We start from the raw sequence: 13,727 nt of genomic DNA on the forward strand, positions 1-13,727 counted from the left end.
CATGCTTCGGGCAGAAACAGAAGTGCTGCCGGACAACACGGAGCCGGTGGCCGCGACGCGCTGAGCGTCACGGCCACCGGCCGGTTACTGCCGTGCCGTCGGATCAGATCCGATCAGCGGGTGTTTCAGGAGGCGTTCAGCGCCGTGTCGTCGACCACGAAGCTGGTCTGCAGGCTGGCGTCCTCGCTGCCGGTGAACTTCAGGGTGACCGTCTGCCCGGCGTAGCTGCTCAGGTTGAACGAGTGCTGGCTGTAGCCGTTGGCGGCGTTCAGGTTCGAGTAGGTGGCCAGGGTGCCGAGCACGGTGCCACTGCTGTTCAGAACCTGGACCTTGAGGGTGTCGTAAGCCGTGGTCGTGGTGGTCTCGGCGGTGTCGATGTGCAGCCAGAAGGAGAAGTTGGCGCTGCAGCCGGCCGGGATCGCGACCTTCTGGGAGAGGGTGTCGGTGTGGGTGGTGCCGTAACCGTCCAGCCACGCGTCCCAGGTGCCCGAGTGGGCCGGCTCACCCGACGAGTTGTACTGGCCGATGACACCGGAGGTGGCGGACCAGGTCGTGTTACCGGACTCGAAGCCGGGGTTGCCGAGCTTCTGGCCGGGGCTGGTGCAACCGCCGGTGGACGAGTTGACGGTCCAGGTGAAGGAGGTGCTGCCGGACGCGGTGCCCGAGGAGGCGGTGACCGTCACACTGTCGGTCCCGGCCGTGGTCGGGGTGCCGGAGATGAGACCGGAGGACGAGATCGACAGACCCGCCGGAAGACCGGTGGCGCTGTAGGTGAGCGACTTGCCCGCCGAGTCCGAACCGCTGATCTGCAGCGAGGCAGCGGTGCCGACCGTCGCGGTCTGGTTGCCCGGGTTGGTCACGCTGACCGTCTCGTTGCCGCCCTGCGAGTTGACGGTCCAGGTGAAGGAGGTGGTGCCGCTCGCGCCGGTGCTGTCGGTGGCCTTGACCGTCACGCTGGAGGTGCCGGCGGCGGTCGGGGTGCCGGAGATCAGACCGGAGGAGGAGATGGACAGACCCGCCGGAAGACCGGTGGCGGTGTAGGTCAGGCTCGCGCCGCCCGAGTCGGAGCCGCTGATCTGCAGCGAGGCGGCGGTGCCGACGGTCGAGGTCTGGCTGCCCGGGTTGGTCACCGTGACGGTGTTACCGCCGTGGTTGACGATGGCGTGCGACAGGTCGCACTCGTTGGTGTCGTTGGACCAGGTCGCCTGCATCGCGAACGAGCCGGTGCCCATGGAGACCATGCCCGCGCCGCCCGCCGTGCCCGGAGAGAGCCAGGCGCACTCGTCGCCGTTCTCCTGGCCGTTGTAGCTGCTGCCGGACTGCTGGTTGGTCCAACCGCCCGCCGGGAACTGGTCCGAGACCGTCTCCGCGAACTCGTGGCCCATCGTGATGGTCCACCCGTCCAGCGTTCCGGGCGAGTTGACGAACCCGACGCCACAGCCCGAACCGGAGTCCATGTTGTAGGGCTGGTTGGAGAAGGCCAGGTCGCCGTAGGGCGAGTTGACCGCACCGCCGGTCAGCGAGGAGTCGCCGGTGTAGTCGTGCCAGGCGCAGTACTGGCCCTGGTAGTTGTCCGGGTTGGTGCCCGTCGGCGACAGGATGACGTAGTAGGCGTCACGGTTGGCGGCGGAGGTGGTGTTCCCGAAGTGCGCCGCCGCGCTGACGGCCTCGGTGCCCAGCTGGTTGCCGGTCGCCGCGCTCGGCTCCGCCTTGGAGTTGTCGTACCAGACGCCGGACAGCACGCCGCCGCTCATGTAGGGGACGTAGCTGGCGCCGGACGCCGGGCAGCTGGTCGCCCCCGAGGAGACACCGGTGCCGTCACACCACTGCGTCAGCGTCGCCGACCACAGTTCGTTACCGGTACCGATGCCCTTGAACATCTCCTGCGCGGCCGGCGCGCCGCCGTCCGGGTCACCGGAGAACGTGTCGTCGCCGCTGCTGTTGGTGCTCTGGGTGCCCCACTGGTTGCCGTAGAAGACCAGGTAGACCTTGGCGTGACCGTCCAGCACACCGACGCTGTTGATGCCGCCGCCGTAGGACAGCGTCTCCGGACCCGTCGTGGCCTGCGGTGACTCGTGCGAGGCCGCCCACGACTTCATCTTCGCGTTCTGCGAGAGGGTCGGGATCACACCGTGCCGGTAGGAGTGTCCGGTGGCCGGGTTGTACGGATTGGCGGACTGGGTGCTTGCGGTCGATGCGCCGGCGGTGTGTGCCGGGGCCGCGTCGGCCTGTGTGGCCATGCCGAACGCGACTGCGCCGGCCAGGGAGAGCGAGGCGAGGCCGGCCATGGCCGCGCGTGCCGCTCCACCGCGAAGGGGGATGCCCATCGTCTGCGGATCCTCTCATGGAGAACGTCCTGTCGTGTACACATCATTTGGGTGTACACGTGACTGCCCGTAGCGCGTGGATCAGGGGAAACAGGGCTGCCACCACCTGTGGTGGTGTTGTGCATGCACAGCGAAGCAGGGGCCTGACATCTCGTCAACATGCACAGAACATGCACTTGTTGGGCGCAAGATCAGCAGATCTTACTGTCGAGTAGATCTGCGCTGGTCATGACGCATAAGCGCGCGTAGCAGAACGTGATCGAACCAGCACCCTCAGAGGAACCTCAGAGGCGCGGACAGGGGAGGCGCGCAGGGGGCGCGCGGTGCAGAGGGCGCACCGGACGACCGCTCCACACGCCTGGGAGACTGGACCGGTGACGACCAACGCTGAGCACTCCTCTTCCGCACCCGCCCCGACCGACACTCCGTCGGCCAACCCCTTCGCCGACCAGGCCGAGTTGCGGGACAGCGCTCCGCAGTACGTGCTCCCCCTCGTCGTCCGGGTCGAGCGCGCGGACCCGCCCGGTCACACCGATGCCCTGGAGACCGCGGCACGCGCCGTGCTCGCCTTCCTGAGCGACGAGCGGGTGACCGAGCCGGACGGCGAGTGGGCCGAGGCCGTCGCGGCCTGGGAGGACGCCCGGATCCGCAAGGTGGTCCGCCGCGCCCGCGGCGGCGAGTGGCGCCGCGCGGCGGAGTTGCCCGGCCTCACCACGGTCGGCAAGGCCGCGGAGGTCCGCGTCTTCCCGCCGATCCCGCTGGACGGTTGGCCGAAGGAACTGGCCAAGCTCCAGGTCTCCGGCACCGAACTGACCGACGAGACTCCCCCTCCCCCGGCCGCCCCCGACACCCCGGTGCTCTGGCTCAACCCGGAGCTGACCATGTCCACCGGCAAGGCGATGGCCCAGGTCGGCCACGCCGCGCAGCTCGCCTGGTGGGCACTCGGGGGCGAGGCGCGCGCTGCCTGGCGCGCCGAGGGCTTCCCACTGGCGGTGCGCCCCGCGCAGGCCGCGCGGTGGGCGGAGTTGACGTCACCGGACGCGGGGCTGCCGCTGGTCCGCGACGCCGGCTTCACCGAGATCGCCCCGGGCTCCTGCACGGTGGTCGCCGACCATCCGGCACTGCACTGAGCAAGCCTTTCGGGCCAAGCGCGCGCTTGCTCGCCTCAAGAATCCCCGCGCCCCCGTGGTGCACCTACCGGGCCGTTAGCACGGTCTACCTCGGCTCGCCCGGGTACGTGCCGAAGGACCAGCGGTTGCCCTCCGGGTCGCGGGCGGCGAAGTCGCGGGAGCCGTAGTCGGTGACGTGGAGGTCCGCGGTGATCTCCGCGCCCGCCGCCTTGGCGCGGGCGTGGACCGCGTCCGGGTCGGCGGTGACGACGTAGGCGCCGAAGGTGCCGGGCTGAAGCGGCCACGCGTCGCCCGTCTGGTCCGGGCGGACCGAGCCGAGCATGACGCCGCCGCCCTCCGGCCAGCTCAGTTGGGCGTGCTGGACGTCGTCGCCCTCGCCGTGGACAACGGTCTCCTCGAAGCCGAACGCGTCGACCAGGAACCGGATCAGCGCGCGGGCGTCGTTCGCGCGCAAGGTCGGCCAGACCTGCGGTGCGGGATCGGTGGGCATGGTGGATGCGCCTCCTTCTGCTCCTGCTGCTCCGGCTTCTCCGGACGGGCTGCTGCTCCCAGCATCAACTCGCCGGGTGGTGGCCGGATTGGATGTTTCGGAACTCCTCCGCGAGCCACGCACTCGGCGAGCACCCCGCCAACGCGGCGAACTCACGGTCCAGATGGGACTGGTCGGCATAGCCGCAGTCCGCGGCCAGACCGGCGAGGTCGGGGCGGTCCGGGCGGGTGGCCAGGAGGCGTCTGGCCAGGTCGAAGCGGACGACACGGGCCGCGGCCTTCGGGCTGAGGCCGAACTCCGCGACGAACCGGCTCTGCAGGTGCCGTGCGCTCCAACCCACCTCCGCGGCAAGCGAGTCAACGCGGATGTGCCCGCCCTTGGCGACCAGCAACCGCCACGCGTGCACCGCCTCCGGGGGCGGCACGGACGAGATCCGGCCGGACGCCACCGCGCCACGCAGCTGGCGACCCACCAACCAGCCGTCCACGACCGCGAACCGCTCCGGCCATCCCGTGGCCGCGCGCAGCCGTTCGTGGACCTCGCGGGCGTCAGCGCCCAGCACGTCGTCGGCGTGGACGTCGATCCCGGCCAGCGCGCCGCCCGGCAGCCCCAGCAGGGACCGCGCGCCCAGCGGACTGAGGGCGATCTGCACGCCTGACTGCCGTCCCGGCACGGCGATCAGTGCGGGCGAGGTGTGCAGGCCGCCGAGCAGGGTGGGGTACTCGCCGGGCGCACCTGCCGGATCCGGGTGGGCGGCGATGCTGAGCGGCTCGTCCAGGGTGAGGATCAGTGTCAGCCACGGCGAGGGCAGGCCGCGGTGGCGGGCCTCCGGGAGGCCGCGCTGGCGGTAGCCGGAGTACCAGCCGACCAGCCCGTGCAGCGCGGGCGCAGGCGCGGCGCGGACGGCCTCGTCCACGCGTACCTCGGTGCCGATGTCCACCACGCCGGTGACCACGTCCCCATTCTCACCTCCTCCCCCCTGGCTCGCGTGCTTGCCAGTGATCACCCGAGGCGGGAGGCTGGCGGGCGACACCCGCTGCCAGGGAGGCGATCGGCTCGATGAGTGCGCAGTTCGGCGACTACCAGAACGAGATCTACTTCAACGGACTCTTCGGCCGCCTGCCCGAGCTGCCGATGGCCCACGCCGAGCTGGCCCGCCGGGCGGAGGCCGCGCTGCCGCCCGGGATCTGGTCCTACGTCGCGGGCGGCGCGGGCGACGAGCGGACGCAGGACGGCAATGTCACGGCGTTCGACGGCTGGGGCCTGGTGCCGCGGATGCTGGTCGGGGCCAAGCAGCGCGACCTCACCGTGGAGCTGTGCGGGCTGTCGCTGCCGACCCCGCTGTTCATGGCCCCGGTCGGGGTGATCGGGCTCTGCGCGCAGGACGGTCACGGCGATCTGGCGACGGCGCGGGCCGCCGCGCGGCTCGGGGTGCCGATGGTCGCCTCGACGCTGTCGGTGGACCCGATGGAGGAGGTCGCCAAGGAGTTCGGCGGGACGCCCGGCCTCTTCCAGCTCTACACCCCGACCGACCGTGAGCTGGCCGCCAGCCTGGTGCAGCGGGCCGAGGCGGCCGGCTTCGCCGGGATCGTGGTCACCCTGGACACCTGGGTCACCGGCTGGCGTCCGCGCGACCTCTCCACCGGCAACTTCCCGCAGCTGCGCGGGCACTGCCTGGCCAACTACTTCAGCGACCCGGTCTTCCGCTCCCGGCTCGACAAGACCCCGGAGGAGGACCCCACCTCGGCGGTGCTGGCCTGGACGCAGATCTTCGGCAACCCGCTGACCTGGGACGACCTCGCCTGGCTGCGCTCGCTGACCCGGCTGCCGCTGATCCTCAAGGGCATCTGCCATCCGGACGACGCCCGTCGCGCCAAGGACGCGGGCGTGGACGCGCTCTACTGCTCCAACCACGGCGGACGCCAGGCCAACGGCGGTCTGCCCGCGCTGGACGCGCTGCCGGGTGTGGTCGAGGCGGCGGACGGCCTGCCGGTCCTCTTCGACTCCGGCGTCCGGTCGGGCGCGGACGCGGTCAAGGCGCTGGCGCTGGGCGCGACGGCGGTCGGGATCGGCCGCCCCTACGCCTACGGGCTCGCCCTCGGCGGCACCGACGGCATCGGGCACGTGCTGCGCACGCTGCTCGCCGAGGCGGACCTGATCATGGCCGTCGACGGCTACCCGACCCTGGCCGACCTGCGCGCGGAGGGCGCGCTGCGCCGCGTCGGGAGGTAGGGCGCCAAGGCGCCACAGGGCCATGGGGCCAAGGGGCCATGGGGCCAAGGGGCCACCTGGCTCAGAACCAGGCGTAGCTCGGCAGGGTGTGCAGACCGACGGACGCGCCGACCGCGCGCGCCAGCGGGTTCTCGGCGAGTTCGGCGCGGGTGCCGAAGAGGACGGACTCGGGGCCGCGCGCGGCCTTGGCGGCGGCCAGACGGTGGCGCGCGTCGGCGATCCCGTGCTCGAAGGCCTGTTCCGCACCGGCCGGGAGGTCGCCCGGCTCGAACTCACCGTCCGTGCCGACCCCGAGGGCCGCCAGCCGCTCCCGCAGCACCGCCTCCAGCGGCAGCACCGGACAGAACCCGAGCAGGAAGTCGAGGACGGCGAAGAACTCGACGGTGTCCATCGCCTCCTCGCGCCAGATCGGCCAGACCGGCTCGGGTGCGGGCTCGGGCGCGCCGCGGCCCAGGTAGTCACTGAGCGGCCGGATCCGGAAGCCGCGCCGGAAGGCGGTGTACACCGCCTCCGCGCCGTCCTCGTCCGCGACGGGCTGGGTGCGGCCGGTCAGGCCAACGAGGGTGGTGTCCGCGCGCAGCACACCGGTCACGCCGTCCGGGACCCGGCCCTGCCAGCCGGGGCCGGTGAGCAGGTGGTGTCCGCCCTCGCCGCCGGTGCTGCCCGACCCGACGAAGCCGACATAGCTGGTGTCCAGGTCGTGCACGGCCACGACGTAGCCACGCTCGGTGGCCGGGACGGTCAGCACCCACGGCTCGGACCGCAGGTCCAGCCACGCCCACGCGGACGGCGGCCCGTCGGGGCCGCCGGGCGCGGTCTCGTGGTGGAACACGCCGAAGCCCACCCCGCCCTCGACCGCCTGCTGGTAGAGCACGTGGTAGTTCTCCAGCAGGGCGTAGCCCCAGATCCACCCCTCGGCGGCGGTGCGGCGGATCTCCTCGACGGGCGGGAATGCCATGACGCCCTCTTCCTCCCGAGCCGGCCCCGTCCCGAGCCGGTCCTCTCCCGAGCGTGGTGGAGCGAGGCCCCCTGCGCCACCCGTACGCGCCGCAAGGGTGGCTGCACGCGCCCTCCCCACGCCCGGCTCGTGCCCAGCCGTAACCGCAGCCGCAGCAGGCTCAGCCCCGGGCGGGCAGGATGCGGCCGGAGACCTCGCCGAAGCCGATGACCGTGCCGCCCGGGCCCGGGGCGGTCGCGGTGATGGTGACCTCGTCGCCGTCCTCCAGGAAGGAGCGGGTGGTGCCGTCCGGGAGGGTGACGGGGCGTTCGCCGTTCCAGGTGAGCTCGATGAGCGCGCCCTCGGTGCCGCGGTCCGGGCCGCTGACCGTGCCGGAGGCGAACAGGTCGCCGGGACGGACCGACGCGCCGTTCACCGTCATGTGAGTGAGCTGCTGCGCCGCCGTCCAGTACATCGCCGCGAACGGCGGTCGGGAGACCACGGTCCCGTTGAGGCGGACCTCGAGGGAGAGGTCCAGGCCCCAGGGCTCCTTTGCATCGCGGTCGTCCAGGTACGGCAGCGGCTCGACGTCGCGCGCGGGCGGGGCGACGCGGGCGTGCTGCAGGGCCTCCAGCGGCACCACCCAGGGCGAGACCGAGGTGGCGAAGGACTTGCCGAGGAACGGGCCGAGCGGCACGTACTCCCAGCTCTGGATGTCGCGCGCGGACCAGTCGTTGACCAGGCAGACGCCGAAGACGTGGTCTGCGAAGCCGCCCAGCGACACCGAGTCGCCCAGCTCGGACGGCGCGCCGACGACGAAGCCGACCTCGGCCTCGATGTCGAGGCGGCGGCTCGGACCGAAACTCGGGAGCGCGTCCGCCGGCGCCTTGCGCTGACCCTGCGGGCGGACGACCGGTGTGCCGGAGACCACGACGGTGCCGGAGCGGCCGTGGTAACCGATCGGCAGGTGCTTCCAGTTGGGCGTCAGCGGCTCGCTGCCGGGACGGAACAGGCGGCCCAGGTTGGCGGCGTGGTGCTCGGAGGCGTAGAAGTCGACGTAGTCGCCGACCTGGAACGGCAAATACAGCGTCATGTTCTGACGTGGCGTCAGTTCAGGCTCGACGGCGGCCTGGAAGGCCGGGTCCGTCAACCACTCGGTCAGCAGCGCGCGCACCCGCGTCCAGACCGGGCGTCCGGCGCCCAGCAGCGGGTTGAGCGTGGGCGCGTCGAGCAGGTCGGTGAGCTCCGGCTCGACGCCGACGGTGTGGGCCACCGCCGCCAGGTTCAGGACCTGCTCGCCGACGGCGACGCCGATCCGCGGGCGCGGGTCGTCCGGGGTGCTGAAGACGCCGTAGGGGAGGTTGTGGATCCCGAACGGCGAGTCGGCGGGCAGGTCCAGCCAGGAGGCGGTGGTCACGCGGTGCTCCACGGGGTGGTCGACAGGTCGACGGGTCGACAGAGAACGGTAGCGGTACGGGCGGGAGGTGATGAATCGTCAACCATCAGGCAGACGTCAGTCGGCGGGCAGCAACCCGAGGGCGGAGAGGTCCTCCAGCGGCTCCAGCACGCTGCACGTCCCGTAGGCGGTGAACGCACCACGCGCGGCCACGGACTGTGCGGACGTCAGATCCGCTGCCACGGACGCGAGTCCGTCCGCCCCGTGGTCGCCGAGCACCTGCGACACCGCCTCGACGTCCGCGCCCTGCACCGCGAAGTGCGCGGCCAGCAGGATGTTGAGGAAGCCGTGGTGGGTGAAGCCGGTCGCCGGGTCGGTGTTCCGTACGGCATGGTGCAGCCCGGCCGTGCACTTGAACGCGACCTCGCGCATCGCGCAGCCGGTGACGAACGCCGCCAGCTCCTCGACACTCGGGAAGGCGGCCGGATCCAGGCCTCCGGTGCGGTACTTGGCCCGGTACGGCGACGCGGCGACGACGTCCAGGGTCAGTTCGAGACCCGGGCCACGTCGGAGTTCCACCGCGCCCGTGACGTGCTGGCCGGGCAACTCCCGGTCCAGCGCGGCACAGCCGCGTGCGGCGGACTCGGCCGGGGAGCCTTCGGGGTCGGGGCCGAGCTCCACGCCGACCGGGCGCAGCGCGGGCCACTTCTCCAACTGCGCCATGGCGGCGGGCAACGCGGCCGGTCCGGCGCGGACCACCAGCACGACGTCCAGGGGCTCCTCCCCCGCCGCCGCGCCGACGTCGGCGATGCTGTCCGCGCCGAGCAGGAACGGTCCGATCAGCGGTGCGTACCAGGCCTTGCGGTGGGCCCGGTGCGCCGGGACGGCGTCCTCGACCGGGGCGTTGCCGGGCGGGAAGAGGGCCGCGTCGTCGCAGAGGCCGGTGAACAGCGGCGGCACCGAGTGCGCAGGCCTCACTCCGCCGTCCCCCCGTCGGTGTCGCGGTGCGGCTGGTCCGCCGGGCCGCGTCCGCTCCAACTCCAGGCGTAGCGGCCGTCGTCGGTGGCGCGGGCGCCCTCGGCGAGGTCCAGCGGGCGGAAGGTGTCGACCATGACCGCGAGCTCGTCGAAGAACTCCGCGCCGATGCTGCGCTCGTACGCTCCCGGCTGCGGGCCGTGGGTGTGGCCGCCCGGGTGCAGCGAGACGCTGCCCTGGCCGATCCCGGAGCCCTTGCGGGCCTCGTAGTCGCCGCCGCAGTAGAACATGACCTCGTCGCTGTCCACGTTGGCGTGGTAGTACGGCACCGGGATCGACAGCGGGTGGTAGTCCACCTTGCGCGGCACGAAGTTGCAGATGACGAAGTTGGTGCCCTCGAAGACCTGGTGGGCCGGCGGCGGCTGGTGGATCCGGCCGGTGATCGGCTCGTAGTCGGCGATGTTGAACGCGTACGGGTAGAGGCAGCCGTCCCAGCCGACCACGTCGAAGGGGTGCGTGGGCATCACCATCACGGTGCCGCCGATGCCGCCGCCCACGCGGTGCTTGACGTAGACCTCGACGTCCTCGCCCGAACCGTCCGCGTCCGGGCCGTCCTCGACCACCAGCGGGCCGACCGGGCCGCGCAGGTCACGCTCGCAGAAGGGCGCGTGCTCCAGCAGCTGGCCGTACTTGGAGAGGTAGCGCTTCGCCGGGGTGATGTGGCTGTTGGCCTCGATCGCGTAGAGGCGCAGCGGCGCGTCGCCGGTCGGCAGCCAGCGGTGGGTGGTGGCCCGCGGGATGACGACGTAGTCGCCCTGGCGCACCTCGATGCTGCCGAAGACGCTCTCCATCACGCCCGCGCCGGACTCGACGTAGACGCACTCGTCCCCGATCCCGTTGCGGTAGAGGGGGGACGGCAGCCCGGCGGCGACATAGGCGATCCGGACGTCGGCGTTGGCCAGCACGACCCGCCGGTCACGGACCGGGTCGGCCTGCCGCCACGACGCGCCCGGGAAGAGCTCGTGCAGCTTGAAGTGAAACGGCTTGAGCGGGTGGTTCGGCTCCGGCTTGGCGTCGTCGATCCGCCAGACCCGGCTGTCGACCATGGCCGAAGGGATCGCGCGGTGGTAGAGCAGCGAGGAGTCGGAGGAGAAGCCCTCCTCGCCCATCAGCTCCTCGTAGTGGAGCGAACCGTCGGCTGCTCGGTGCTGCGTGTGCCGCTTCGGGGGGATCGCCCCCACGCTGCGGTAGTAGGCCACCTTCGTCGCCTCCCGGGCTGCTGTGCCTTCGGCCCCCGGACAGACCCCGTCCGGCGCCCTGACAGGACCAGTATTGACGATCAGCAGTACAGGGCCTAGCTTCGCTCGCTGACAACGTCCGGCGGTCGAGGTAGGCAATCTGCCAAGCTTGATCCGGAAAGGAAGGCCGCCAGATGGAAGCTCAGCGCAGAAAACCCGACCAGCTGGACGTGCTGCTGATCCGCGCGCTCAAGGACCATCCGCGTGCCGGGTTCCTGGAGCTCTCCCGGCTGACCGGCGTGTCGCGGGCGACGGTCCAGGCCAGGATCCAGCGGCTGGAGGCCGACGGGGTGATCACCGGCCACGGACCGGACGTCGACCTGGCCGCCGCCGGGTTCCCGGTGATGGCCTTCGTCAACCTGGAGATCTCCCAGGGCAGCCTGGCCGAGCTGGCGAACGAGCTGTCCCAGGTTCCCGGCGTGCTGGACGCCTACGGCACCACCGGCTCCAGCGACGTACAGTGCCGGGTCGCCGCGACCTCGCACGACGGGCTGCAGCAGACCCTCATCGAGATCAGCCGGATCCCCTGCGTGTCCCGGTCCACCAGCGTCATCGCGCTGTCCCAGGTGGTCGCGCCGCGCTACCTGCCGCTGCTGGAGGCGGAGGAACGACCGCGCCCGAGCCGCGTCCCGACCGCAGGGCGGTCGAAGGACGGCGACTCGGGCGCGTAGCGCACGGGCGGAGCGCACGGGCGGAGGGAGTGTCACCGGCGGAGGGAGTGTTCCGCCGGTGACGTTCAGAGGTGTCAGCCGTTCCCGTTCGGGCGCAGGGTGACGCTGAGGATGGTGCGGTACTCGGCGGGCTGCGCGGCGCCGACCGTGTAGAGCGCGGCCGCGTTGGTGCCGTAGGTGTCGCCGACGCTCGGCAGCGGCTTCGGCGTCGAGTAGCCGGCGAAGAGCATGGTCAGCGTGCCGTCGGCGTTCGGCACCACGGTCGGGTCGTAGACGCGGCCGGAGTAGTAGCCGGAGACGCCCAGCGGGCCGCCCTTGGCGTTCAGCTGCTGCAGCGCCGAGAAGGTGTAGTCGGTGCCGATCAGCTTCTGCGGCGCGGACCAGTTCATCCCGTCCTTGGAGGACGAGTAGAAGATCTGGTTGAACGCGTCGCTGTCACCGTCCGCCGCGTACGCGCCGGAGAGGAAGAGGCCGTAGCTGCCGTCCCGGTTGGTGATGACGGTGCCGCGAGAACCGACCCAGCGCAGCACGCTGGCGCTGTTGGAGGTCGGGTCGTTCAGGCCGCTGACCTGGCCCAGGTCGGTGAAGTGCAGGCCGTCCGTGGTGTAGGCGGCGCGGGTGACGGTGTAGTCCTCGTTGTTGCCGAAGAGCGTCTTGGGCTTGTTCTTGCCCTCACCGGTCTTGGACAGCGTCGCGTAGGGCGCGACGGCCGCGCCGGGCGCGCCGACGTCGCTGCCCTTGGCGACGGAACCGGTGCCGCCGCTGCAGCCGGTCAGGTCGGTGGCGTCCTCACCGGTGCAGGTCACCTGGACGATCCCGGCCGCCGTGCCGAGGCTGACAGTGATCGAGCCGCCCGTCAGCGGCAGCTGCGCCGTGCTGCCGACCGGCACGGCGGCGGCGGGCAGGGTGACCGCGGCCGTGGTGGTGGTCGGCGTGTAGTAGTTGACGATCTTCTCGGTGTAGAGGACGCCGACGCTGCCGCGCGGCGCGCCCTTCAGGTGCGAGACGGTGCTGATGATGCCGTCGGGCGCGATCAGGCCGCCGGTCTGCTGAGCGTCGGCCGGGATGACCGCGTCGGCCGTGACCTTGTCGCCCGCGGTGATCTGCACGCCGTTGCCGTCGCGGGTGGTGCAGCCGGTGAAGGCGGTCGCGGTGGCGTTGTTGTCGTTGCAGTCGACGATGTGGCCGTCGACGTTGAAGTGGCCGGCCTGCTCGAAGTTCGAGGTGTCGCCGACGTTGACGGTCACGCCGTCGCCGCCCGGACCGGCCGGGACGGAGACCGCGGCGGTCGCGGTGGTCGCGCCGCCCATGCCGACCGGCTCGGCGGAGGGCAGCCCGGCCAGCGGGTCGTCACCCTTCGGGTGAAGCTGATGCACGATCAGGTTGACGCCGAGATTGTCACCGCTCGGGCGGCTGAGCGTGTAGAGGTACTCCTTGCCGTGGACCGTCAGCGTGAACGCGTGGCCCTGGCCGTCGTCGTCGGTGTTGCCGTCGGCGCACAGGCCCTGGTTCTGCTCCAGCGCCTCGCCGGTGTAGGTCCAGGTCTTCCCGTGGTCGTGGGAGACGGCGGAGACCACGGCCTCGTCGGTGTCCTTGGGCCGGTAGTCGAACAGGCCGGTCAGCGTGCGACCGCCGTTACTGCTGGTGACGAAGGGGAAGTAGTACGGCTGCATCGGCAGCGTGGTGCCCTTGGGCTGACGCACGACCGTGCCGGTCTCCGGCGTCGCACCGCCGCTGCTGCAGTAGCCGGGGAGCGGGCCGGGCGTGCCGGTGACGCCGCTCTGCGCCGGGACGGTGCCGCTGCCTGCGGCCGGGTCGACGGCCAGGTTCGGGTAGGTGACGCCCCCGACGGTGACCGTCCCCGTGCCGCCCGCCGCGTAGACCGGCAGCGACGAGCCGTAGGACTGACCGGCCGTCAGGTCGCCCTGGGCGAGCGTCCACGGACCGCCCTGGACGGTGTCGACGACGGGCGTACCGACGGAGTAGCCCGCCGGGCTCCGGTGACGGTGACCGGATTGCGCCGACTGGGCCGAGTGGGCGGGCTGAGCGTCCGCGGCGAACGCCTGACCGAGCAGCGCGGCGGTCGTGGCGAGCCCGACCACCGCGATGGCAGAGGCCGTCGTGATCCGACGACGAGGCATGGGTGTCCCTTTCAGGGGGCTTGTCAGGGGGCTTGGAGTGGTGCGCGTCTGACGAGACGGCGTGATCCTGACCCACCGCGCGGGACGCGTGGGAGGGGTCTCAGGGACTGTTCATCGACCGTTCGCACGC

General features: G+C 71.9%; 11 protein-coding genes. 3 read left to right on the forward strand and 8 right to left on the reverse strand.

The window, feature by feature from the left end; all coding sequences use genetic code 11:
* Window positions 1-125: 125 nt before the first annotated feature.
* Entirely contained in the window at window positions 126-2,327 is a 2,202-nt protein-coding gene (locus ABH940_RS25185; RefSeq protein WP_370071356.1) for a putative Ig domain-containing protein, read from the reverse strand.
* Window positions 2,328-2,701: 374 nt separating this feature from the next.
* Between ABH940_RS25185 and ABH940_RS25190 the strand changes: the two genes are divergently transcribed.
* Window positions 2,702-3,457, forward strand: a complete 756-nt coding sequence (locus ABH940_RS25190) for a peptidyl-tRNA hydrolase (protein WP_370071354.1) — start codon at window positions 2,702-2,704, stop codon at window positions 3,455-3,457.
* Window positions 3,458-3,542: 85 nt separating this feature from the next.
* Here the strand turns inward: ABH940_RS25190 and ABH940_RS25195 are convergent, their stop codons facing one another.
* Complete coding sequence (locus ABH940_RS25195) at window positions 3,543-3,947, reverse strand: VOC family protein (RefSeq protein ID WP_370106219.1); 405 nt, start codon at window positions 3,945-3,947, stop codon at window positions 3,543-3,545.
* A gap of 64 nt (window positions 3,948-4,011) precedes the next feature.
* Window positions 4,012-4,902, reverse strand: a complete 891-nt coding sequence (locus ABH940_RS25200) for a helix-turn-helix domain-containing protein (protein WP_370106220.1) — start codon at window positions 4,900-4,902, stop codon at window positions 4,012-4,014.
* Between the two features lie 104 nt (window positions 4,903-5,006).
* On the opposite strand from ABH940_RS25200, the gene ABH940_RS25205 reads away from it, so the two are divergent.
* Window positions 5,007-6,179, forward strand: a complete 1,173-nt coding sequence (locus ABH940_RS25205; RefSeq protein ID WP_370071348.1) for an alpha-hydroxy-acid oxidizing protein — start codon at window positions 5,007-5,009, stop codon at window positions 6,177-6,179.
* Between the two features lie 61 nt (window positions 6,180-6,240).
* Here the strand turns inward: ABH940_RS25205 and ABH940_RS25210 are convergent, their stop codons facing one another.
* The 4 genes from ABH940_RS25210 to ABH940_RS25225 all read right to left on the reverse strand — a co-directional run bounded on the left by ABH940_RS25210 (window position 6,241) and on the right by ABH940_RS25225 (window position 10,746).
* Entirely contained in the window at window positions 6,241-7,137 is an 897-nt protein-coding gene (locus ABH940_RS25210) for a DUF1254 domain-containing protein (RefSeq protein WP_370106221.1), read from the reverse strand.
* 160 nt (window positions 7,138-7,297) lie between these two features.
* Window positions 7,298-8,533 carry a fumarylacetoacetase gene (fahA, locus tag ABH940_RS25215; protein ID WP_370106222.1) on the reverse strand — a complete coding sequence of 412 codons (1,236 nt, stop codon included), beginning with the start codon at window positions 8,531-8,533 and terminating at the stop codon, window positions 7,298-7,300.
* 96 nt (window positions 8,534-8,629) lie between these two features.
* Entirely contained in the window at window positions 8,630-9,490 is an 861-nt protein-coding gene (locus ABH940_RS25220; RefSeq protein ID WP_370106223.1) for a hypothetical protein, read from the reverse strand.
* On the reverse strand, window positions 9,487-10,746 hold the full coding sequence (locus ABH940_RS25225; RefSeq protein WP_370071340.1) for a homogentisate 1,2-dioxygenase: 1,260 nt from the start codon (window positions 10,744-10,746) through the stop codon (window positions 9,487-9,489). Before ABH940_RS25225 ends, ABH940_RS25220 begins: the two co-directional genes overlap by 4 nt.
* A gap of 173 nt (window positions 10,747-10,919) precedes the next feature.
* Between ABH940_RS25225 and ABH940_RS25230 the strand changes: the two genes are divergently transcribed.
* Window positions 10,920-11,456 carry an Lrp/AsnC family transcriptional regulator gene (locus ABH940_RS25230; RefSeq protein WP_370071338.1) on the forward strand — a complete coding sequence of 179 codons (537 nt, stop codon included), beginning with the start codon at window positions 10,920-10,922 and terminating at the stop codon, window positions 11,454-11,456.
* A 74-nt stretch (window positions 11,457-11,530) separates the two neighbouring features.
* Here ABH940_RS25230 and ABH940_RS25235 read toward each other — a convergent pair whose 3' ends face one another.
* The gene (locus ABH940_RS25235) at window positions 11,531-13,597 is read right to left on the reverse strand and encodes a hypothetical protein (protein WP_370106224.1); all 2,067 of its coding nucleotides are present in this window, start codon (window positions 13,595-13,597) and stop codon (window positions 11,531-11,533) included.
* Window positions 13,598-13,727: the final 130 nt, after the last annotated feature.

The sequence above is a fragment of the Streptacidiphilus sp. BW17 genome, assembly GCF_041262485.1.
Lineage (GTDB): Bacteria > Actinomycetota > Actinomycetes > Streptomycetales > Streptomycetaceae > Streptacidiphilus.

Excerpts from the sequence above, each read along its gene's own strand:
- ABH940_RS25230 (WP_370071338.1), top strand. The coding sequence starts at position 10,920 with ATGGAAGCTCAGCGCAGAAAACCCGACCAGCTGGACGTGCTGCTGATC.
- ABH940_RS25185 (WP_370071356.1), bottom strand. The coding sequence starts at position 2,327 with ATGGGCATCCCCCTTCGCGGTGGAGCGGCACGCGCGGCCATGGCCGGC.
- ABH940_RS25195 (WP_370106219.1), bottom strand. The coding sequence starts at position 3,947 with ATGCCCACCGATCCCGCACCGCAGGTCTGGCCGACCTTGCGCGCGAAC.
- ABH940_RS25235 (WP_370106224.1), bottom strand. The coding sequence starts at position 13,597 with ATGCCTCGTCGTCGGATCACGACGGCCTCTGCCATCGCGGTGGTCGGG.
- ABH940_RS25205 (WP_370071348.1), top strand. The coding sequence starts at position 5,007 with ATGAGTGCGCAGTTCGGCGACTACCAGAACGAGATCTACTTCAACGGA.
- ABH940_RS25210 (WP_370106221.1), bottom strand. The coding sequence starts at position 7,137 with ATGGCATTCCCGCCCGTCGAGGAGATCCGCCGCACCGCCGCCGAGGGG.